The organism is Nocardia sp. NPDC050408, from assembly GCF_044458905.1.
Classification (GTDB): Bacteria; Actinomycetota; Actinomycetes; order Mycobacteriales; family Mycobacteriaceae; genus Nocardia.
This window is the reverse complement of sequence record NZ_JBITIL010000013.1, coordinates 115,103-135,857: the sequence shown is the minus strand read 5'-3', so window position 1 is coordinate 135,857 and position 20,755 is coordinate 115,103. Positions and strand designations below refer to the sequence as shown.

The window sequence follows — 20,755 nt, the reverse complement described above, 5'->3', positions numbered from 1 at the left end:
GCCCCGCTACTCTGGTTCTCGTGCGAATTCAGCGACAGGTGGTCGACTACGCTCTCAAGCGTCGGTCGCTGCTCGCTGACGTCTATGCGGGCCGTGTCGATGTCGGCGAGGTTTGTGATGCCAATCCCTACCTCTTACGTGCGGCGAAGTTCCACGGTCGGGGGAGCGAGGTGACATGCCCGATCTGCCGGAAAGAGCAGTTGACGCTCGTATCCTGGGTCTACGGCGACGGCCTCGGCCCGATGGCGGGATCGGCTCGCACACCAGAGGAATTGATACGCCTCGCCGAGACTCGCGAGGAGTTCTCGGTCCATGTCGTCGAGGTATGCCGGAGCTGCAGCTGGAATCATCTGGTGCAGTCCTATGTGCTCGGTACCGCTCCGTCGCCGACGCGGCGGCGCACGGGCACCAGGGCCAACCGGCGCACCGCAGCCGAATGATGTGCCAGGTCATCTGCCCGTCGGGTGACCCGCGGAGCCTCGACGCGTCCGCCGCGGCGATAATCGCCGCACCGCGCCCCGCAGACCGTTACGAGTTATGGAGATCTTGTCAGTGAATTCGCCCTACGAGACTTCCCCCTACGGCGATGAACCGCACGGCGGCCGGACTCAGCGAAGTTCACCACAGCCTCCGAACCCGTATCCCGGGCAGCGACCGGCTGGTCCCCCACCCGGTCGGCCGGGTCCCGGTGGTCCGCGGCCCCCGCAGGGCGGGTATCCCGGTGAACCGCCGCGCGGTCCGCAGCCGCCGCCGCGTCGACCGGTTCCGCCGCCGCAGGGCCGTCCGCCGCAAGGGCGACCGCTACCCGATAACGCCCCGCCCGGCGCGCAGTCCACGCAGAAGATCGAACGCCCGAATCGGCAGCCCGGTTCGCTGACCGACGCCGTCGCCGAACGCAACCGCCGCACGGCCCCGCCCACCGGTCCCCGACCGGCCAGCCCGCGGCCCGGTCAGGATCGCCCCGGCCAGGATCGGCCCGGGGCCCGGCGCCCCAACGGCTCCGGCCCCACCACCGGCGAGCGCCGCGCGACCGCGGGCGCGCCGCCCTCAGGGCCGCCGCCGCGCCGCAATGGCGGTAACGGTGGTTCGGGCGGACCGGGCGGTCGTCGTCCCGGTGCGAAGAAGAAGTCGCCGTGGCGGATCGTGCGCCGGGTCATCTACGTCCTGCTAGCCCTGTCCATCATTTTGCCGAGCACGGTCTTCCTGATCGCCTACACCACGGTTTCGGTACCCCAGCCGGGTGACCTCAAAACCAACCAGGTCGCGAATATCCTCGCCAGCGACGGCACCACGGTGATCAGCAAGGTCGTACCGCCGGAGGGCAACCGCACCGACGTCACCATCGACCAGATTCCGCCGCATGTGCGCAATGCCGTGATCGCGGCCGAGGACCGGGACTTCTACACCAACCCGGGCTTCTCGGTTTCCGGCTTCATGCGCGCCGCCCGGGATCAAGCCCTCAACAGGGAGAGCGCGGGCGGTGGCTCGACCATTACCCAGCAATACGTGAAGAACGCGCTCGTCGGTGACGAACACTCACTGACCCGCAAGATGCACGAGCTGGTCATCTCGGCGAAGATGGCGCGGCAGTGGAGCAAGGACGAAATCCTCGCCGCCTACCTGAACACCATCTACTTCGGTCGCGGTGCGTACGGCATCGATGCCGCCGCCAAGGCCTACTTCGCCAAGCCGGTCTCGGAGCTCACCGTGGCCGAGGGCGCGGTGCTCGCCGCCACCATCCAGCAGCCCTCCGGCCTGGATCCGGAGAAGAATCCCGAGGGCGCGAAGTTCCGCTGGAATTATGTGCTCGACGGCATGGTCTCCGGCGGCAATCTGAAGGCCGAAGAGCGCCAGACCCAGCAGTTCCCGCAGGTGGTCCCCGTGACCTCCAACAAGGACAAAGGCCTGGACGCCGGGCCCGAAGGTCTGATCAAGACCCAGGTGCTCAAGGAGCTGGCGGCCGCGGGCATCAGCGAACAGCAGCTCAATACCGCTGGCCTGTCGATCACCACAACGATCGATCCGAAGGCACAGCAGGCCGCCGTCGACGCCGCGCAGAAGAAGATGCAGGGCGAACCGGAAAAGCTGCGCGCCGCAGTGGTTTCAGTGGATCCGAAGACCGGTGCGGTGCGCGCCTACTACGGCGGCGACGACGGTCAGGGCTACGACTTCGCCAATGCCGGTCTGCAGCCGGGATCCTCGTTCAAGGTCTTCGGTCTCGCGGAGAACCTGGAATTGGGCAAACCGCTGTCGGAGATGTATGACAGTTCGCCGATCACTGTGAACGGCATCAAGATCACGAATGTCGAAGGCGAGCAGTGCGGCACCTGCACCATCGCCGAGGCGCTCAAGCGCTCGCTGAACACCAGCTTCTACCGCATGGAGCTGGATATGCAGAACGGTCCGGCGAAGATCGCCGATATGGCGCACAAGCTCGGCATTCCGGAGACCATTCCGGGCGTCGGCAAGAGCCTGGTCGAGCCGGACGGTTCCCCGCCGAACAACGGCATCGTGCTCGGTCAGTACCAGGCCAGGGTGCTGGATATGGCCTCGGCCTACGCGACGCTGGCCGCCTCCGGCGTCTACCGCGCACCGCACTTCGTCACCAAGGTGGTGAGCGCCGACGGGCAGGTGCTGCTCGACCGCGGTGATGTCGCCGGTGAACAGCGAGTCTCGGCGGCGGTCGCGGACAACGTCACCGACGCGATGAAGCCGATCGCGGCGTGGTCGCGCAATCACAACCTGGCCAACGGCCGCGAGTCGGCGACCAAGACCGGTACCGCCCAGCTCGGCGACACCGGCGAGAACAAGGACGCCTGGATGGTCGGCTACACCCCGTCGCTGTCCACCGCGGTGTGGGTCGGCTCCATCGATAACTCGGCGCTGCGCAACTACAGCGGCGGCATGGTCTACGGCTCCGGTCTGCCCTCGGATATCTGGAAGGCCACCATGGACGGTGCTCTGGACGGCACCCCCAAGGAAAACTTCCCGAAGCCGCCCCCGATCAAGGGCCAAGCTGGTGTGCCCGCGTGGTCCGCACCGTTCACCCCGCCGTCGACCACGGAGTCGCCGCTGATCCCGCCGATCCAGATCGTCCCGAATACGATCGACACCCCGTTCGGACCGATCCAGATCCCCGGCGTGCAACCGCAGACGCAGCAGCGCCAGCCGCAACAACAACAGCAGCAGCCGGAGTCGACGCCGATGCCGGGACAGCCGACGGCGAACTCCGACGGTTCGATGCCGACGACCACCGGATCGCCACAATCCGGTGGCACCGGTAACGGCAACGGCAGTCAACCGACCCGCACCCGGTAGCCTCGGGTGCCGTGACCGAACCGCAACTCGTGGACGAGCGGACGAACGCAAGAGCGCCGCAGACCGACGGGATGCCGTCCGGTGCAACACAGTCCGGCGGCGCGACGCACTATGTCGCGCCCGCGCCGCTGGCACCGGATCTGCGCTCGGCCGACGGCCGAGATCGCCCCAGCCGCAATGATTCCCTGACCGCGCAGCTGAGCACGGTCGTCGGCGGCCCGGTCGGTGACCACGCGCTCATCGGCCGGGTCCGGTTCTGGACCCCGATGCGGGTGTTGCTCGCCTTCGCACTGGTGTTCCTCGCGCTCGGCTGGGCGAGCAAGGCGGGCTGCATCCAGCAGACGACCACCTCCGACGGTTCGCTCACCCTCGACTGGAACAACGGCCGCCAGTACATCGCCATGTGCTACTCGGATACCGTGCCGCTCTACGGCGCGGAACGGCTGAACGAGGGCGCCTTCCCATACAAGAAGGAATGGACCGAGCAGACCGCGGACGGCGGCCGAGAGACCAGGTACATGGAGTATCCGGTGCTGTCCGGGCTCTATCAGTACGCGGCGATGCAGGTCGCCAAGACCTGGGATGCCTCCCCGCTGCCCGGTGCGCTGCAGGTGGTCATCTACTTCAATGTGGTCGCGGTGGGTCTGGCCTTCGCCTGGCTGGTCACGGTATGGGGCTCGGCACAACTGGCGGGGCGGCGGGTTTGGGATGCCGCGCTGGTCGCCTGTTCGCCGCTGGTTATCGTGCACGCGTTCACCAACTTCGACGCGCTCGCGACGGCTTTCGCCGCCACCGGCCTGCTCGCCTGGGCCCGCCGACGACCGTTGCTCGCGGGTCTGCTGCTCGGACTCGGCGGTGCGGCCAAGCTCTACCCGCTGCTACTACTCGGGCCGATCGTGGTGTTGTGCCTGCGCGCCGACCCACTGCAGCGGGTGCCGAGCGCACGGCTCGGGCTCCGGTTGAGCGATATCGACAGCTGGCGTACCGCGATGACCTGGCTGCGCGAAACCCCGTATCGCACGCAATTTCTCAGCGCCCGGCCGCTCGGCGCGGCCGCCTTGACCGTTGCGGCCGCGGCGGGCACCTGGCTGGTGGTGAACCTGCCGATCGCACTGCTGTATCCCGATGGCTGGCGGGAGTTCTTCCGGCTCAACACCACTCGGCACGCCGATCCGGATTCCATCTACAACGTCATCACCTCGTTCACCGGCTGGGCCGGATTCGACGGCGAGATCGGACATGTCGAACAGCCGACCATCCTGAATCTGGTGTCGCTGCTGGTATTCGTCGCCGCCTGCGCGGCGATCGCCTATATCGCGCTCACCGCCCCGCGCCGGCCGCGCCTGGCCCAGCTGTGCTTCCTGGTCGTCGCCGCCTTCCTGATCACCAATAAAGTGTGGAGCCCGCAGTATTCGCTGTGGCTGGTGCCGCTGGCCGTGCTCGCGCTGCCGCATCGCCGAATTCTGTTGGCCTGGATGACCATCGACGCGCTGGTCTGGGTGCCGCGAATGTTCTACTACCTCGGCCTGGACCGCAAGGGCCTGCCCGAGCAGTGGTTCACGGGCACTGTCGGGCTGCGCGATATCGCGGTACTCGCGCTGTGCGCCTTGATCATTCGACAGATCTACCGACCGGAGGAGGATCTGGTCCGGCGCGATTTCGTCGACGATCCGGTCGGCGGCGTCGTCGATCGCGCACCGGACCCGCTGCTGCCCTGGCTGCCGGAGGCGCTGCGGCCGAGGACGGCTCTGGTACGCGCTTAGCTGGTGCGCAGGAAGCGCGCCTGCCTGGCGGGTTCGTGTGGCAGCAGATCCAGATCCAGCTGCCACGCGCTGCCGGTCCACGGATCGAACAGCGGGGTGCCGTCGACCGTCGGCAGATGACGGCAGGACTGCGACAGCATCGCCACCGTCCCATCGCTGGACTCGGATTCGTCGGTGCCAACGATCACCGTGGACAGCCCGATCAAATCACCGCGCACCAGCAACGTCGCGATGCGGTGGGCGTCCGCGCTCTGGTATCCGTGCGGGAAGTCCGCGGCGAGCAGGACCCTGTGCTCGGTCGGTGGCGTGAAATTCCCACTGGAATAAGCCAATTCGGCCAGGTCAGCGGCCTCTACCAGGGTCTGCAGCCGCGCCGAGATATCGCCGAAATCGGTGATCGGCGGGCCGTTCAGCACCGGGGTAAGCGGACCGACGAGCTGGCTGAACGCTCCCGTCAGATCGATCATGTCGACCAGGGTGCGCCGACCGGGATCGGCCGCGAGCAGTCGCGCGAGCACCGCACCGACGACCGGGGTCGCCGCGGCCGAAGATTCGGTATCGATCCACAGCGGGCGGGTCAGCGGCACCGGCACACAGTACGGAATGCGCAGCGGCCCGCGCTCATTCGCGTAGAGTTCGCCGAGTCGAATGCCGTCGCTCGGCGTCGGCGCACCGTCCCAGGCGGGCGAATCCCAGGACGCGAGTGACGGCGGCAATTGCCGATCGGCTTCGGCGAGTTCGCGTATGAGCGCTTCGCTATCGCCCAGGTGGTTCCCCTCCGCGGTGGCAATCAGATCGTCACAGCGACGCTGTGCCGCCTGCCTGGCCTCCTCGGCGGCCGGGGTGTTCCTGGTCGCCGGATCCGAAACCGCCGCGGACAGTTCCTGATCCAGCCTCTGCATGGCGTAGTCACGCGCGGAGATGAGTGCGGCGGCCGAGCGCGCGGCATCCTCGAAGATCATCCACAGGCGTTCGAGTCCGTGCGCGACCTCGAGCGGCGCCGGACCGGCGCCCAGGGAGTCGGGACCGCTGATGGTGTCCTGACCGCTGGTCCGGCCCGGATTGCGGACCGGTTCGGCTCCCCGCAGGTCGGCCGCGCTGTGTTGGCCGGACTGCGGTGTCGCCGCTTCGTCGACCTCGACGCCGTGCGCGGTGAGCAGCACAGCAAGACCACCGGCATAGCCCTGACCGACTGCGCGCAACTTCCAGTCGGTTCCGCGCCGATACACCTCCAGGCAGATCAGCGCGGTCTCTCCCGCCGATGGAGTGATCGCGAATTCCGCTGTAGCGACATCGTTCACGGCGAGTTCAGCGGTGACCGCACCGAGTCCATCCGCCTGCGCGGGCGCGGCCGGATCGGCGCTGACCACCAGTAGCACCGCTTCGGCGTCGGCGCGCACCTCGCCGAGCCGGATGGTGACGCCGCCCTCGGACAGCGTCACCCCCGCGGTCTCGGTCTGGTTGTAGAACACGAAATCGCCGGTATCGAAGACCCGCAGGTTCTGCGCCACCACTAGCGCCGAAACATCCAGGGCAGCCCCGGCTTTCGCGCTGAATCGAACGATATCGCCGGTCAGCACCATATTCTGACCGGCCTTCAGCTGAATCACGTTGTCCGCCCCGTTATTTCGTGCAGTTGTCGCTCAATTACCCAGGAACCGGCCCAGCTGTGGCACCGCTTCACCGGGATGTTTGGCCTGGAAGCCCTCGCCGAGCGCCTGTAACTTCCAATCGCTGCCCACCCGGAACAGCTTGGCCATCGCCATCGCGGTGAACGCCATACCGCCTGCCATGGTGTACCTGGCCAGCTCGCCGTTGTTGGCGCCATCGACCAAGCGGCAGAACGCATTCTGGACTTGTTCGAAGGTATGGCCCTTATAGGAGGTCACGATGAACACCAGCGTGCTGACATGCGCCGGGATACGGGTCAGGTCGACCAGAATGACCTCGTCGTCGCCCTCGCCCTCACCGGTGAGGTTGTCGCCCTGGTGTCGGACCGAACCGTCCTTGGAGGTCAACTGTCCGTAGTAGGCCACATCCACCACATTCATATCGGCGAACATCACCACCGACGCGTCGAGGTCGATATCGACGGTCCGGTTGCCGAACATGCCGCGGCTGCGCACCGGATCCCAGCCCAGACCCATCTTCACGAAGGTCAGCGCGGAGCCGCCCTCCTTGCGCAGGGTGACCCGCTGGCCCTTGAGCAGGCTGACCGGACGATCCTTGCTCAGGCTGATCTCACCGGGCGGCTGCTGCTGCGCGGCGGGCTGGGCGGGCGGCGGATAGCCCTGGCCCGGTCCGGGCTGTCCGGGCGGCGGGTAACCACCGGGTCCGGGCGGCGGCGGGTAGCCCTGTCCGGGCGGCGGGTAGCCGGGTCCGCCTTGCGGGTAGCCCTGCTGTGTCGGTGGGTACTGCGGCTGCTGCTGCGTCGGGTACGCGGGCTCGGGCGGTGGCGGGTAGCCCGGTGCGGGCTGGGCAGGCTGGTAGGACGGAGGCGGCGGGACCTGCGTCGCGGCCGGGGACTCGTCGACGGTGACACCGTGATCGGTGACCAATGCCGCGAAACCACCCGCGTAGCCCTGGCCGACCGCGCGCACCTTCCACTCACTCTGGCGCCGGTACAGCTCGAGCGCGATCACGATCGACTCGGTGTTCAAACCGTCGATGCGGTACTCGTACAGCCGATTACCCGCTGAATCCGACACGATCGCCGTCGGCGCGGGGAACCGGCCGAAATTGCTGGTCGCGTCGTCCAGAGTGATCACCGCGCGGATCTGCGCGATATCCGCGGGCACCGCATTCAGCGCGACCGCCAGCGACGCGGGCTGCCCGGCCGGCGCGGGCTGGAGATTCACCCCGGGGCCATTGGGCTGATTGAAGAAGACGAAGTCCGCGTCGGAACGGACCTTCCCCGACTCGGTGACCAATAGCGCGGACAGGTCCGCGGGTGCGGTCAGCTGGACGGAGATCACCACGTCATTGGCGGCCAGCGGGCCATTCTGACCCTTGGCGAGTGTTGCGGACAAGTTCGACCCTTCGCTTGTCGGTGCGTACGGTGCCACTCTACGAGAAACGTGCCGAACACGATCCGAAGTAACTCCTCGCCGTGGCCCATACGGGTACTCCAAGATCGGTTAGGGTGGCGAAACGCGGTCGGAATGGCGGGCGATATACCCGTGTTCCCCCTACCAGACAGCAGGCAAACTCCCTATGGCGCAACTGTTCGAGCAGTCGAAAAAGGTGATCGAGGCACACCTCGCGGGATCGAGTATCCGCGCGATTTCCGGCTCGATGGTCGCCTACGAAGGAAATGTACAGTTCAAATCGGCCGGTTTCGGCGGCGGCGACGGCGTACTCGCCGGGCTCAAGCGGCGCGCCACCGGCGAGAAGCTGTCGCTGATGGAATGCAGCGGCAACGGCCGGGTCTTCTTCGCGGTCAACGGTCAGCACGTCACCGTCGTGAATCTGAATAACGAGACGCTGCAGGTCGAATCGCAGCAGTTGCTGTGCTTCGCCGGAAACCTGCGCACCGATGTGCGTTTCGCCGGTCTGCGCGGTGCCTCCTCGGGTGCCGGCCTGTTCACCACCACGGTGACCGGACAGGGACAGGTGGCACTGCTCTCGGCGGGCGGTCCGCTGATCCACCTGGAGGTTTCGCCGCAGTATCCGCTGATCGTGGATCCGGATGCCTTCGTCGCCTGCCAGGGCAATCTCAATCAGTCGTTCGTCACCGATGTTTCGTGGCGTACCTTCGTCGGCCAGGACGCCGGGGAGGCGTTTTCGCTCCGCTTCGACGGTCAGGGCCTCGTTTTGATCCAACCGGCGGAACGGTAAGGGGGCCGACGATGTTCGAGAAGGTCAACGGCAAGGTCGTCAAGGTCGACGTCGGAATGGCGGGCGGTGTGGTCGCGCGCAACGGCGCGATGCTGTTCTACACCGGCGATATTTCCTTTGCGCCGCATCAGATTCCAGGAGCCGCACCCGGAATGGGCGGTGGCGGCGTCATGCGGATGGCGGGTCGGATGATGGCCGGCGAGCACGAGCGCACCATGCTGGCCACCGGTAATGGCGAGGTGCACTACGGGTTCGCCGGGCTGGAAGTGCATGTGGTGCAGATGCAGCCGGGCGCGGTGCTGCGCGTCGAGGCCTCGCGGCTGCTGGCCAATACCGCCGCGCTGCAGAGTTCGATTGTGTCCGTGATGAGTTCGGGCGGTGGTGGCGGCGGCGGGCTGATGGGTGCGTTGCGCGGAGCGGCCAGTGGTGCGCTGACCGGTCAAGGGATGTTCACCACGCAGCTGTCCGGACAGGGCGCGGCGGTGCTGCTGGCACATGGCGGATTCTTGGAACTGCCGGTGGGCGGGCCGAATCCTATCGTGGTGGATCCGCAGGCCTTCGTCGCCGCCTACGGCAATGTGCAGACCGAGTTGAAGACGGCATTGAGCTGGCGCGATGCGGTAGGGCGCGGTTCCGGTGAGGCGATGCAATTGCATTGCGTCGGACAGGGTGTCGTGTATGTGCAGGCCTCGGAAGAGAAGTTGTGAACCTATGACCGACATCTTGAATCCACTGAAACTCGGTGAGAGCGACAACCTTCCGGGCAACAGCTATGCCTATTGCATCGATCTGAACAAGCCGTGGTTCATGCGCAAGGGCGCGATGATCGCCTACTACGGCGATATGCGGTTCCAGATGCTCACCCACGGATTGCAGGGCGGGCTGCTGCATATGGTCTCGCAGCAGTTCTCCGCACCGCTGTTCACCGGCGATTACGTGATCGCCGAGGGCCACGGCAAGCTGATCATCGGTGACCGCGGATACGACATCAATTCCTATGACCTCGAGGACAATGGCAACCTGACCATCCGCGCCGCCAATCTGCTCGCCTTCGAGCCGGGGCTGTCGCTGAATCAGTCCATCGTTCCCGGATTTCTCACCCTCATCGGCACCGGTAAGTTCCTGGCCTCCTCCAATGGCCCGGTCATGTTCGCCGAACCGCCGCTGCGCGTGGATCCGGAAGCCCTCGTCGGCTGGGCGGATTGCCCGTCCCCCAGCCACCACTACGACCAGCGCTGGGTCTCCAGCTTCCTGGCCGCCGGTGCGGCGCGGTTCGGGGTGAACTCCGGTGAGGAGCGCCAGTTCGACTTCACCGGTGCCGGAACGGTTCTCATCCAGTCCAGTGAGAAGATCCTCAGCGATTCCGCGCTGGTCCGCACCATCGAGGGGCAATTGCAGAGCGGTGTGACCGTCGGCGGCCTACAGCGATTGCAGGGCATCATCGCCCAGCAATTGGGTGCTCAACAGCAAAATTACTGATCCGGATGACCTGAGGATCATCCCCGGGGTCCTTCCTTCGGCGGACTCGGCAAGCCCGGACCGGCGAATAGCTTCCCAACAGTAGGCATAGTGTTGGGAGGCACTCATGGGTATCGGACTCGTGATCGCGATCGTCGCGGTCATCGCGCTGGTGGTGAAGCGGTTCTACGGCGAACCGATGAATGCCCGCGATACTTTCGGACTACCGGTCATCCTCTTGGCGATCGGCATATACAGCCTCACCAAGATCGCCGACCTCAACGGTACCGATATCACCTGGCTGATCATCGGCGGCGCCGTCGGTCTCGCCTTCGGCGCCCTACGCGGCACCACCGTCGGCATCTTCACCCGCGACGGCCACCTGTGGCAGCGCTACACCGTGCGCACCGTGATCGTCTGGGCCGTATCGATGACCGCGGGCTTCGCCATCAGCGCCCTAGGCACCACTATGGGCATGCACCACGACGCCCGCCCCACCACCCTGTCCATCGGCATCAGTATGGTCGGTGAAATGCTCACCCTCGGTGTGCGCGCCTTCTCCACCGGAGTCCCGTTCGCCCCGGACAAGGCCTCGTCCAGCTCCCTACTCGACCGCATCGCGCCACAGGCAACGCCGAAATCCGCGCCGGAACTCCCCTTCCCGACGAATCCCTCGTACCCTCGCCCGGACCGCCCCGCGACGGAGGGCCATCCCGCGGCACCGAAACATCTGTATTCCAACCCGTCTCACCCCGAACCCGACGCCGCGGCCAACCCGTCCGCTTCAAACCACCCCTACCAACCGCCCCGCCTCGATCACTCCCCGACCCTCCGCGAAGCCCTCGACTGGCTCAACCGCACCCGAAACCGCTGACCTCGTTATCATCACGCGACCGGAAGGACTGGCGGGCTTGCCCGTCAGTCCTTCCGCGCCAGCCCGAAACGCGCCGCGAACGCCGACATTTCGTCGAACTGCACGGCCTGGTCAGTGGCGGTAGCGCCGACAATGATCCGGGTCACGCCTTGTGCAACGAATCCGTCGACCCGATCCTGCGGCATATCGATCGAGCCCCATCGGGTGTATTCCAATGTGGCCGGATCTCGGCCCGCCGCAACGGCGGTGGACTTCGCCAGATCCCACTGGTGCGCACGTTCGGCGGGCATCAGCATCCCGCCCGGGAAGTATCCATCGCCGCGTCGTCCCACCCGCCGCGCCGCCGCCCGACTCGATCCGCCGATATGGATCGGCAACTGGTCTCCGCCATGGGGTTTCGGGTATACGCACAGCTTGTCGAACGAAAAGAATTCGCCGTGGAAGTCGACACCATCCGCACCGCCGCCCCACAGCAGGCGCAGCACATCGATCGCCTCTTCGGTTCGACGACCACGGGATGCGAAGTCCACCCCCACCGCGGCGGCCTCACCCGGCAAGGTGCCGAGTCCGACTGTCAGCAAACGCATTCGGCCCTTGGACAGCACATCGATGGTCGCCAGCCGCTTGGCCAGTACCACCGGATGCCGATACGGCAGCAGCAGCACACCGGTGCCCAACAGGATCCGGTCCGTTGCCGCGGCGACGAAACTCAGACAATCGAGCGGATCGGGAAACGGCAGTGTCGGTGGCATTTCGTACTCGCCGACCACCGCACCCGGATAGAGAGCGATATGGTCCGGCAGGTAGATCGACTCGAAACCGCACGCCTCGGCATGTTGCGCGAACGCCATCAGCCGGTCCGGATCGGTACCGTAATACGGTGTGCTGTAATTGATTCCGAACTTCATCGGGACACCGCCGCCGAATCGAGCTGGTCGCGCAGTTGCGATCGCACCGCATGCAACCGATCGATTGCCACCTCGACTTCGTCGAGCTTGCGCCGCAATGTCGCCACCGAATCCGGGCAGACATCCCCGGAGGTATTTCCGGCGCGGATGCACGCGACGAACGGGCGGATATCGTCGAGATCGAAGCCCACGTCGAGCAGCCTCCGGATCTTGTGGACGACCTGCAGTTCCGACTCGTCATAGATGCGATACCCATTGGTCGAGCGCCGCGCCCGCACCAAGCCGTGCTCCTCGTAGTAGCGCAGCGTCCTGGTGCTCGTCCCGACGCGCTCGGCCAGCTCACCGATCAGCATTCGACCTCCTTCACGACCCGTCGGGGCAACGCTAAACCTTGTCGCCGGTGTCAACGCAAGGTCAGCTACGTGGCCTTTCCGGTGCGGCCTTGATAAACCAGTTGATGATCTCCTCGCCCGCGAGAATTCCGGAGGCGCGGGTGATGGTGAGATTGGGGTGGGTCCAGTTGAGTTGTTCGAGTTCGCCGTGGCGTGGACGGATGGCGGAGTCCGCAGTGCGCAGCATCTCGGCGTCCAGGGCACCGTCACCTGCGGCGAGAGTCGTGGCCGCATCGGTGAGTTCACCATTTTCGACCAGCCGGCGACGGACTTCGCGCACCGCATGACTCTTACAGACGACCAGGGGCATCGTGTAGATCTTGCGGCCCTGCTGGGAGACGGACCAGCCGCGCGGGCGGCACCAGGCATCCCATTCGGCGAGGAAGCCGTCCGGAACTTCCTTGGGTTTCACCACCAGGTAGGTGAACAGATGATCGGCGACCCGGAATTTGGTGACCCAGGAATCGTCGATTCGCGCACGCAGTTCGGTATTCACCTCCGACAATGTGGCGCCACTTGCCCGCATCTGCGCGTCGATGTCGATGCGCCAGCGCATATCCGGCACGCCGTCGACCAGGATGTTCCCGCCATTGCTCGTGATCGCGTATCGCCAGGGTGCGCCGGGCAATTGGATACGTTCGAACTGCTTGATGGTCCGAGTGGTGGTGGGGATGACGGCGGCGGGTCCAGTCAGGGTCTGCATACGCAGCGCGGCGGTGGTCGTCATGAACGACAGTGGCGCGCCCTCGAGGTGTTCCACACAAACCATCGGCACTTCGCCGGTGGCGTGGAAAGCGTTGCGCGAATAGATCATCGTCCGATCTAGATCGGTAGCAATCAGAGCGTGTCTTCGTAGTTTTCGCAAATGCATTACTGCTGTACGTCCTTGATCAATCCCATGCACGAATAGGCCAGGTCGGGCACGACCTCGACCGGAACACCGCGGGCCGCGGCGAGCAGACGGATATGCGCGTGCTCCGGTGCGTCCGCCGCACGCACCAGCACCCGCCACGGCAGCCGCCGCAGCAACACCCGAGTCGTCTCGCCGACACCGGGTTTCACGAAATTCACACTGGCGACACCGTATTCCTCGCGCACCTTGTCGACCGAGGCCCAGCCGGTCCAGGTCGGTGTCCGGTCCGCGGCGCGCACGGCGGACAGTTCGGCGGGCACGCGATCCCGGATCGCGTCGAAGGCTGCGGTCACCGTGTCGAGCAGGCGTCCGGAGACATCGTCGGCCGCCAGTTCGCGATAGAACTTCGCACCATGGAAATCGCCCGGACCGATCAGCATGTCATTGAGCACGGTGCGCGAAATCAGCCCGGAGACTGTCGAATTCAGGCATGCGGAGGCGATCAGGAAATCGTCTCGGGTGCCATAGGTGCGCACGCAATGTCCCGGGTCGGCGAGCACGGCGAGCTCGTCATTGAATCGGGCGCCGCCCGCGGCGTGATAGGCGTTCAGCGCTTCGGTGAGCTCCCGAGTAATGGCACCTTTACCGGTCCAGCCGTCGACGAACACCACCGAGGCCGGATCATGATGCCGGGCGAGATAATCCAGTGCGACGGCGTCGATACCACGATCGCGCACGATGGATACCGCATAGTGCGGCACATCGAGACTTCGCGACCGCAGCCAGCGGCGCATGAGAATTCCGATCGGCGTACCCGCCCGGGCCAGTGAAACCAGCACGATATCGGTACCGCGTTCGGTGACAACGAGTTCCGATACCGTCGCAACGGCGAGCGCGAGTCGCTCGGCACTCTCGGCCAACACCTCGTCGAACAGCGAGCGGTATGCCGCATCGGGCTGATATTCGATCGGCAGCGATTCCGCATAATGTGCGGCACCGGACTGGATCCGGTGTTCCCGCTCGGCCACATCGGCCTCGAGGTCGACCTCGGACAGATCCTTCAGTAGCCAGGAAACCTCCTCGGCCGCATACGATCCGAAGGCCGGTCCGTGCAGCGCAACGGGCAGGGCCAAGGCCGATTGCGGTGAGATATTCGATTCCGGCACAGCGTTCGACCTCATAACATCCTCGGTTCGGCAACGGTCCGTTCCGCATGCAAAAGCCGCGGATCCGCACCTGGAAGCACCGCCAGGACGACATCGTCCCCGGATGCGGTCAGCACATCGATCAGGCCGCCTGCGGCGCGCAGTTCAGCGGTGTCGGCAGGTGCATCTATGACGACGACCAGAACCGGCTCGACGCCGACCGACCGCCCACCAGCGGACCTCGTCAGCCCTGGATAATCCACCGCCCCCTCGCCCCCGGGAGCATGATCGCCCAGCGCCCCATTGCCCAGCGCCCCATTGCCCAGCGCCCCATTGCCCAGCGCCCCATTGCCCAGCGCCCCATTGCCCAGCGCCCCATTGCCCAGCGCCACCCCATCGTCCAACGCCACCCCATCGTCCAATGCCACCCCATCGTCCAATGCCGCAACTTCGGAAAGCGCGTCCTCGATCCAGTGCGCGTTGTACAAATAACGTGGTTCCACCTCACCAGCCTCAGGCGCAACGAACCGGAAGCCACGCCGTAACGGATACCCCGGCTCATCCAGCACATACGCGGGCGAGCGAGTCGTCGTCTGAAATCGCGTCGCGATCCCGGCATCGGCAAGTTCGGCCGCCAACCGCAACGGCAAATACATCAACTCTTCGTGCCCGAGCACAATCGCGGGTCGACCAGCGAAATCATCGGCGAGCCGAACCCGCAACGCCTCGGCGGCCTGCACAAGCGCCGCCTCGAACGCATCCGTATCGGACCGCAAAATCCCATGCCTACCGCCCTCGGGAACCGAAGCAGGCCAGGGCAACTCGATCCGATCGAACGAACCACGCTGCGCTGCGGTCGGATTCAATACAGGATCCGGCATCGAAGACACCGTCTCGACCAGATCATCGGGCAGCAAGGTCCGCCCGGCAGCCAAACACACGGTGTCGATCCGCGCCCCCAGCTCGTCGGCCGCCACCTCGAACCGCGTCCGATCGCTCTCGGTCCGCATATCCACCAGCGACGCCAGTACATAATGCGCACGCGGCGAAAACGCGTGCAACGCCCGAACCGCATCGATCGCCGTATCACCGGTGGAGATTTCGTCGTCGACGAGCACCAGCGGCAGATCGTTGACGAAGATATCCGCGGGTGCGGGCTGCAGCAGATGCGAGGTGGCGTGCGAATGTCCCTCCTCGAAGCCGGTCAAGGTAGTCGCATCGGGCACCTCGCGACGGGTCGAATGCAGATAGCATCCGGCTCCGATCCGCGCCGCCACACAATGTCCCAAACCCGTTGCGGTCTCGGCGAATCCGAGCACCACTGCCTCGCGATCCCCCAGCACGTCACGCACCAGATCACCCAGTCGATTGCCCGCACCGAGCACAACCCGCGGATCCGTCGGCAGATGTTTCCCGAGCACCGTCGAAACCAGCAGGTGCGCGCGACGCGGATTGCGTCGCAACCCGGGCTGAATCAAAGTTGCGATGGGCAATTCGGCGGGCAGCACGTCAACCGCCCCGCCCCCATGCGAGCGCTCGTGCCGCAACTCGATACCCAAATTCGTTGTCGCCCAGGGGTCGATATTCATTCAGTTACCAACGCTGTCAATAGATCCACGAACGAAACACCCTTATTGGCGACACCGAAAACCCGGGCCCGCAGCAGCGTCTGACGCGCCCAACTGCGATGCGGCCGCATCTCGTTCATCTTGTTCCGATATCCGGATGCCGCGACCCCGCCGACATCGACCTGCAGGATGTCCAGCGCATCCGAATACTCTTCGTGGGTCACCACCGACAGTGCATGCACGGCCGCGACATGCGACGGATGGATCACCGTCTTGCCCTGGATCCCATTGGCCCGATCGAGCGTGATCTCACGTAGTAGCCCGTCCAGATCGCGACTGACCAGATAGCGCCGGAACGGTACCGCATCGGATTCCTCGAACGGCGCGGTCCGCAGCAGCGGCCGGAACATCCGCTCATGGTCGGCGAAGTATTCCCAGACCGGTCCGGTGATCACGAAACCCGTGCCGTCGGAACGCCCCAGGTAATTCACGATATCGGCGATGACATCCGCGACCACCCGCACGTCGTAAATGGTCAGATCCCGGTCCCGCCGAATGCCGAAGGTCGAGCACATATCCGTCGCGCCGATGCGTACCGCGAGTACCCGCTCGCGGTGCTCGCCCAATAGCGTCGCGATTTGGGTCAGCTCCTGATCCCGGGTCTGGCGATGTACCAGCGCGGGCGATTCGAGGACCGGCATGCCGTACACCGGCCTGCTCAAACGCTCGGCGGCCGCCTCGAGTGCGGCGAGATATTTCGGACCGCTCGCACTGTCGAATTTCGGAAAGACGAAGCCGCTCAGTGCCGCTGTCCCGCTGCCGAGCTGTTCGACGATTTCGGACACGGTATCCGCATCACGAACCCGGACGAACAGCAGCGGATTCGGATCCTCGCTTTCGGCAAGCAGATTCAGCGTCGCGACGGTCTGGCGTTTGGCCGATTCCACCTCGTGATCGGCGACCGCATCCTCGAGATCGATGACCATCGAGCACACGCCGCGCGCGGCCCGCTTACTTATCGTCGAGGCGAGGTCATGGCGAGTCGCCGGCGCGTACAGCGTGGCGCCGAGCGCGATCGCCAGAATTTCCCGGTCGGCCTCATCGCCGAACGGTTCCGGTTGTCGATGGAACAGGTGCCGCGCCTCCGGGCCGTGCAACTGGCGAAAATGGCGCAGCGGCAATTGCTTTCGCAGGGAGACCTGTTGCTGGACGACGATGCCCGCGGTCATCGCTTCGCTGTCCTCATCCCTAATGGCGGTGGCCGCATAACCCTGGCCTCATTCTCGTCGTGGTCCTGCTTGTTTTCTCATTCGATCCACTACCCCGGCTACGAACTCCGCGACGGTATCCAATTCGGCCACATAGGCCCAGTAGTCGGGATGGCGCCCCGACAGGTTTTCGGTGATTCGATCGATCCGGTCCACCTGTGCGTCGAGCACAGATCCCCATTCGCCGACGAGCCCGCGGCTCACCGCGAGCATTTGTGCGTCCCGCAGCCGAAATCGTACGGCCTTGGCCTTCTCTTGCGGATTCTCACGGACCTCGCGCAGCAATGTCAGCCGTTTGGTGACGGCATCGATCAAATGCTCGGCCTCGGTGAGGTACCCGCGTGCGGATGTAGTCAGATCAAGCGCAGACTCCGGATTGTTTTCGGCCGCTGCCGCTCGCGCCCGCACCAGGGCGGCATCCGCGGCCTCGATGGCCTTCTTGCTTTCCTGCCCATTGTTAGCCAGATCCGCTGAACTCGCAGCATTGAACTCGCGCAGCATCTCCGAGTAGGCCGGTGCCAGCCGCTCGCCACGAGTGCGTACCGCGGCCAACCTGGTGGCAACCGAGGCGATCGCATTGGCCGCCGCCGCGGCCCGAGAAGGCGCCTGCGTCAATGCTTCTGCCAGCGCTTTCGTCGCCGATTCCAAGCGTCCGGCGGCCTCGCGGATACTCGCGGCGGGCACCTCGGAACCGAGCGACTCGAGTGTGAGCAGCGACTCATCCACCGCCGTCGCGTGCTGGCGCACAGAGGGGTAGCCAGCGTATTCGGATTCGGCGGCCTGCCTGCGCACACCCGCCGCCGCGACCTTCACCTGCTGCGCGAATTGTGGCACCGTGCCCGCCACCGCGACGGCATGTTCGAGCTGGGACTGATTACCGCGATAGAACTCGTCGACGGCACGGGCCGCGTCGGTCAATTGCCGCACCAGGGTGTCCACCCGCGGCTGCCGCTGCGGCATCGGCGTGTCGTCGCGCTCGACGTTATCCAGTTCCTCGGTGAACGTCAGATATGCGCCTGCGGCGTCATAGCATCTGCTGCGCACGGGTTCCCATTTCGCGCCCATCCGTCGCTCCGGGAAGACCTGTTCGCAGGCGTGCACCGCCGCCTCGGCCGCACTCTGGCGCCGATCCATATCCAGGAATGCGGCAGCCAGCGTCGACCGGGCCTGTGCAATCCATTCATTGTTCCCGGACGACCGGAACCATCCACGCCTACGGCCTGTCACGCCCCGATGTTAAGCGGTGTACTCGCCTCGGCTCGGCCGAGCGGACGAGATGTTCCAGTTCACCGGGGGATACACCAGTTCCTACGCAAGACTGCCGAAACCTACTACTGTCGTAGGGCGTACCCGGCGATTCGGACAATGCTGGGAACCACAGACGTCTATTGAAAGGGAACCCCGCATGGGTGTCAGTTTGTCCAAGGGCGGCAATGTCTCGCTGACGAAGGCGGCGCCGAACCTTACCGCTGTCTCCGTCGGGCTCGGGTGGGATATTCGTACGACCACCGGCACCGACTTCGATCTGGATGCCAGTGCGATCGCGACCGGTGGGGACAAGAAGGTCGTGTCCGACAAGCACTTCATCTTCTTCAACAACCTCAAGTCGCCGGAGGGCTCCATCGAGCACCTCGGTGACAACCTGACCGGTGAGGGTGAGGGCGACGACGAGGTAATCAAGGTCGACCTGGCCAACACCCCGCCGACCATCGAGAGCATCTTCTTCCCGGTCTCGATCTACGACGCGGACACCCGGCAGCAGTCCTTCGGCCAGGTACGCAACGCCTACATCCGCGTTGTCGACCAGGCCAACGGCACCGAGCTGGCCCGCTACGACCTGTCCGAGGACGCCTCGACCGAGACGGCCATGGTCTTCGGCGAGCTGTACCGCAACGGCGCCGAGTGGAAGTTCCGCGCCATCGGCCAGGGCTACGCATCGGGCCTGGCGGGTATCGCCCGTGACTACGGTGTGAACGTCTAAGACGTACTGATCTGTACAGGGGGCTCGGCGACGGGCCCCCTGTACGCATGTCCCGGAACGATTCGCCTCGCCGCTCCGTTGGACAATCGACGGTTCGGCGGCCACGCTGGAACCATCATCGCGACCGCGGGTTGGTTCGGCCCTCGGGTTACATCGGCAAAGGCGCGCTCGGAAAGACATTCGACCGCCGCACGGAAAGGGTCTCCGCGTGGTCCTGCGCATATTCGGCATGTCCATCGTCGTCACGGTGATATCGCTCGTCGCGGCATTCCTGTACGGCGGACCGACGGCGCTGGCGTTAGCCGCCATCCTCGGCGTCCTCGAGGTCTCGCTGTCGTTCGACAATGCGGTCATCAACGCCACCGTGCTCGAACGCATGAACGAGTTCTGGCAGCGGATCTTTCTCACCGTCGGTGTGATCATCGCAGTATTCGGCATGCGGTTGGTCTTCCCGTTGGCGATCGTCTGGATCACCGCGGGCCTGAACCCGGTGAAGGCTTTCGACCTTGCGCTGAACCCGCCCGCAGATGACGCGCTGGTATTCCCGGACGGCAGCCCCAGCTACGAGAAGCTGCTCACCGACGCACATCCGCAGATCGCCGCGTTCGGCGGCATGTTCCTGCTGCTGCTGTTCCTGAACTTCATCTTCGAGGAACGCGAAACCACCTGGCTGTCCTGGCTGGAGAAGCCGCTTGCCCAGCTCGGCAAGCTCGATATGCTCTCCGTGGTCGTCGCGAGCGTCGGCCTGGTGCTCACCGCCGAATTGATCGCGACCGACGAAGAGCGCGCCACCGTCCTGGTCGCCGGTCTGCTCGGCATGATCACCTACATCGTGGTCGACGGACTCGGCTCGCTGTTCCATACCGAGGAGTTCGAGGAATCCGCGGACGGCGGTCCGTCCCAGCTGGTCAAGGCCGCGGGCAAGGCGGCGTTCTTCCTGTTCTTGTACCTCGAGGTGCTCGACGCGTCGTTCTCCTTCGACGGTGTCATCGGCGCCTTCGCCATCACCTCCGACCCGATCATCATCGCGCTCGGCCTCGGTCTGATCGGCGCCATGTTCGTCCGTTCGATCACCGTGTACCTGGTGCGCAAGGGCACGCTGTCGGAGTACGTGTACCTGGAGCACGGCGCGCACTGGGCGATCGGCGCGCTGGCGGTCATCCTGTTCGTCTCGATCGGCGTACACATCAACGAAATCGTCACCGGTCTCGTCGGCGTGGCCTTCATCGGCGCGGCATTCATCACCAGCATCATTCGGAATCGGCGCGATGACGCCGACGAAGTGGAGAGCGAACGAGAGGTCACCCCGGTGGCCTGAATTCCGGCGAGTAGCCGAAGAATTCGAGCGGCCGATCTTTTCGAGCGACCTGCAAGCAGTCGCTAGCGGCGG

18 protein-coding genes are annotated in these 20,755 nt (G+C 65.3%); 9 read left to right on the top strand and 9 right to left on the bottom strand.

Features of this window, described 5'->3' with window-relative positions; translation table 11 throughout:
• Positions 1-20: 20 nt before the first annotated feature.
• The 3 genes from ACIBJI_RS29940 to ACIBJI_RS29930 all read left to right on the top strand — a co-directional run bounded on the left by ACIBJI_RS29940 (position 21) and on the right by ACIBJI_RS29930 (position 5,081).
• Entirely contained in the window at positions 21-440 is a 420-nt protein-coding gene (locus ACIBJI_RS29940) for a DUF5318 domain-containing protein (RefSeq protein WP_364348740.1), read from the top strand.
• Between the two features lie 733 nt (positions 441-1,173).
• Positions 1,174-3,318, top strand: coding sequence for a transglycosylase domain-containing protein (locus ACIBJI_RS29935; protein ID WP_396958824.1), 2,145 nt, complete (start codon positions 1,174-1,176; stop codon positions 3,316-3,318).
• A 71-nt stretch (positions 3,319-3,389) separates the two neighbouring features.
• Entirely contained in the window at positions 3,390-5,081 is a 1,692-nt protein-coding gene (locus ACIBJI_RS29930; protein WP_364349088.1) for a glycosyltransferase 87 family protein, read from the top strand.
• Here ACIBJI_RS29930 and ACIBJI_RS29925 read toward each other — a convergent pair.
• Together ACIBJI_RS29925 and ACIBJI_RS29920 are read right to left on the bottom strand one after the other, a co-directional pair.
• Entirely contained in the window at positions 5,078-6,691 is a 1,614-nt protein-coding gene (locus ACIBJI_RS29925; RefSeq protein WP_364348743.1) for a TerD family protein, read from the bottom strand. The two genes, ACIBJI_RS29930 and ACIBJI_RS29925, sit on opposite strands and share 4 nt — an antisense overlap.
• Before the next feature lie 33 nt (positions 6,692-6,724).
• The gene (locus ACIBJI_RS29920) at positions 6,725-8,110 is read right to left on the bottom strand and encodes a TerD family protein (RefSeq protein WP_364348752.1); all 1,386 of its coding nucleotides are present in this window, start codon (positions 8,108-8,110) and stop codon (positions 6,725-6,727) included.
• A 184-nt stretch (positions 8,111-8,294) separates the two neighbouring features.
• On the opposite strand from ACIBJI_RS29920, the gene ACIBJI_RS29915 reads away from it, so the two are divergent.
• The 4 genes from ACIBJI_RS29915 (at position 8,295) to ACIBJI_RS29900 (ending at position 11,250) form a co-directional block, all read left to right on the top strand.
• Positions 8,295-8,918, top strand: a complete 624-nt coding sequence (locus tag ACIBJI_RS29915; protein WP_364348755.1) for an AIM24 family protein — start codon at positions 8,295-8,297, stop codon at positions 8,916-8,918.
• Between the two features lie 11 nt (positions 8,919-8,929).
• Positions 8,930-9,625 carry an AIM24 family protein gene (locus ACIBJI_RS29910; RefSeq protein WP_364348758.1) on the top strand — a complete coding sequence of 232 codons (696 nt, stop codon included), beginning with the start codon at positions 8,930-8,932 and terminating at the stop codon, positions 9,623-9,625.
• 4 nt (positions 9,626-9,629) lie between these two features.
• Positions 9,630-10,397, top strand: coding sequence for an AIM24 family protein (locus ACIBJI_RS29905; RefSeq protein ID WP_364348761.1), 768 nt, complete (start codon positions 9,630-9,632; stop codon positions 10,395-10,397).
• A 106-nt stretch (positions 10,398-10,503) separates the two neighbouring features.
• Entirely contained in the window at positions 10,504-11,250 is a 747-nt protein-coding gene (locus ACIBJI_RS29900) for a hypothetical protein (RefSeq protein WP_397086802.1), read from the top strand.
• A gap of 44 nt (positions 11,251-11,294) precedes the next feature.
• Here the strand turns inward: ACIBJI_RS29900 and ACIBJI_RS29895 are convergent, their stop codons facing one another.
• The 7 genes from ACIBJI_RS29895 to ACIBJI_RS29865 all read right to left on the bottom strand — a co-directional run bounded on the left by ACIBJI_RS29895 (position 11,295) and on the right by ACIBJI_RS29865 (position 18,611).
• Positions 11,295-12,158, bottom strand: coding sequence for a TIGR03619 family F420-dependent LLM class oxidoreductase (locus ACIBJI_RS29895; RefSeq protein ID WP_364348767.1), 864 nt, complete (start codon positions 12,156-12,158; stop codon positions 11,295-11,297).
• Complete coding sequence (locus ACIBJI_RS29890; RefSeq protein ID WP_364348770.1) at positions 12,155-12,511, bottom strand: MerR family transcriptional regulator; 357 nt, start codon at positions 12,509-12,511, stop codon at positions 12,155-12,157. Before ACIBJI_RS29890 ends, ACIBJI_RS29895 begins: the two co-directional genes overlap by 4 nt.
• 61 nt (positions 12,512-12,572) lie before the next feature.
• Positions 12,573-13,364, bottom strand: coding sequence for an HAD family hydrolase (locus ACIBJI_RS29885; protein WP_397086800.1), 792 nt, complete (start codon positions 13,362-13,364; stop codon positions 12,573-12,575).
• A 56-nt stretch (positions 13,365-13,420) separates the two neighbouring features.
• The gene (locus tag ACIBJI_RS29880) at positions 13,421-14,530 is read right to left on the bottom strand and encodes a cysteine protease StiP family protein (RefSeq protein WP_397086839.1); all 1,110 of its coding nucleotides are present in this window, start codon (positions 14,528-14,530) and stop codon (positions 13,421-13,423) included.
• Between the two features lie 50 nt (positions 14,531-14,580).
• A complete protein-coding gene (locus tag ACIBJI_RS29875) occupies positions 14,581-16,137 on the bottom strand; it encodes a phosphoribosyltransferase family protein (RefSeq protein ID WP_397086798.1) in 1,557 nt (518 codons plus the stop codon).
• Positions 16,134-17,345 carry an HpcH/HpaI aldolase/citrate lyase family protein gene (locus tag ACIBJI_RS29870; RefSeq protein WP_364348779.1) on the bottom strand — a complete coding sequence of 404 codons (1,212 nt, stop codon included), beginning with the start codon at positions 17,343-17,345 and terminating at the stop codon, positions 16,134-16,136. The genes ACIBJI_RS29875 and ACIBJI_RS29870 overlap by 4 nt, the downstream gene beginning before the upstream one ends.
• 48 nt (positions 17,346-17,393) lie before the next feature.
• Positions 17,394-18,611 (bottom strand): hypothetical protein, encoded by a 1,218-nt coding sequence (locus ACIBJI_RS29865; RefSeq protein WP_364348782.1) that lies wholly within the window; start codon positions 18,609-18,611, stop codon positions 17,394-17,396.
• Positions 18,612-18,789: 178 nt separating this feature from the next.
• Between ACIBJI_RS29865 and ACIBJI_RS29860 the strand changes: the two genes are divergently transcribed.
• Positions 18,790-19,365: a TerD family protein gene (locus ACIBJI_RS29860; RefSeq protein ID WP_063042648.1), complete on the top strand. Its 576-nt coding sequence runs from the start codon at positions 18,790-18,792 to the stop codon at positions 19,363-19,365.
• 208 nt (positions 19,366-19,573) lie between these two features.
• Positions 19,574-20,683: a DUF475 domain-containing protein gene (locus tag ACIBJI_RS29855; protein ID WP_364348786.1), complete on the top strand. Its 1,110-nt coding sequence runs from the start codon at positions 19,574-19,576 to the stop codon at positions 20,681-20,683.
• The last annotated feature ends 72 nt before the right edge of the window (positions 20,684-20,755 follow it).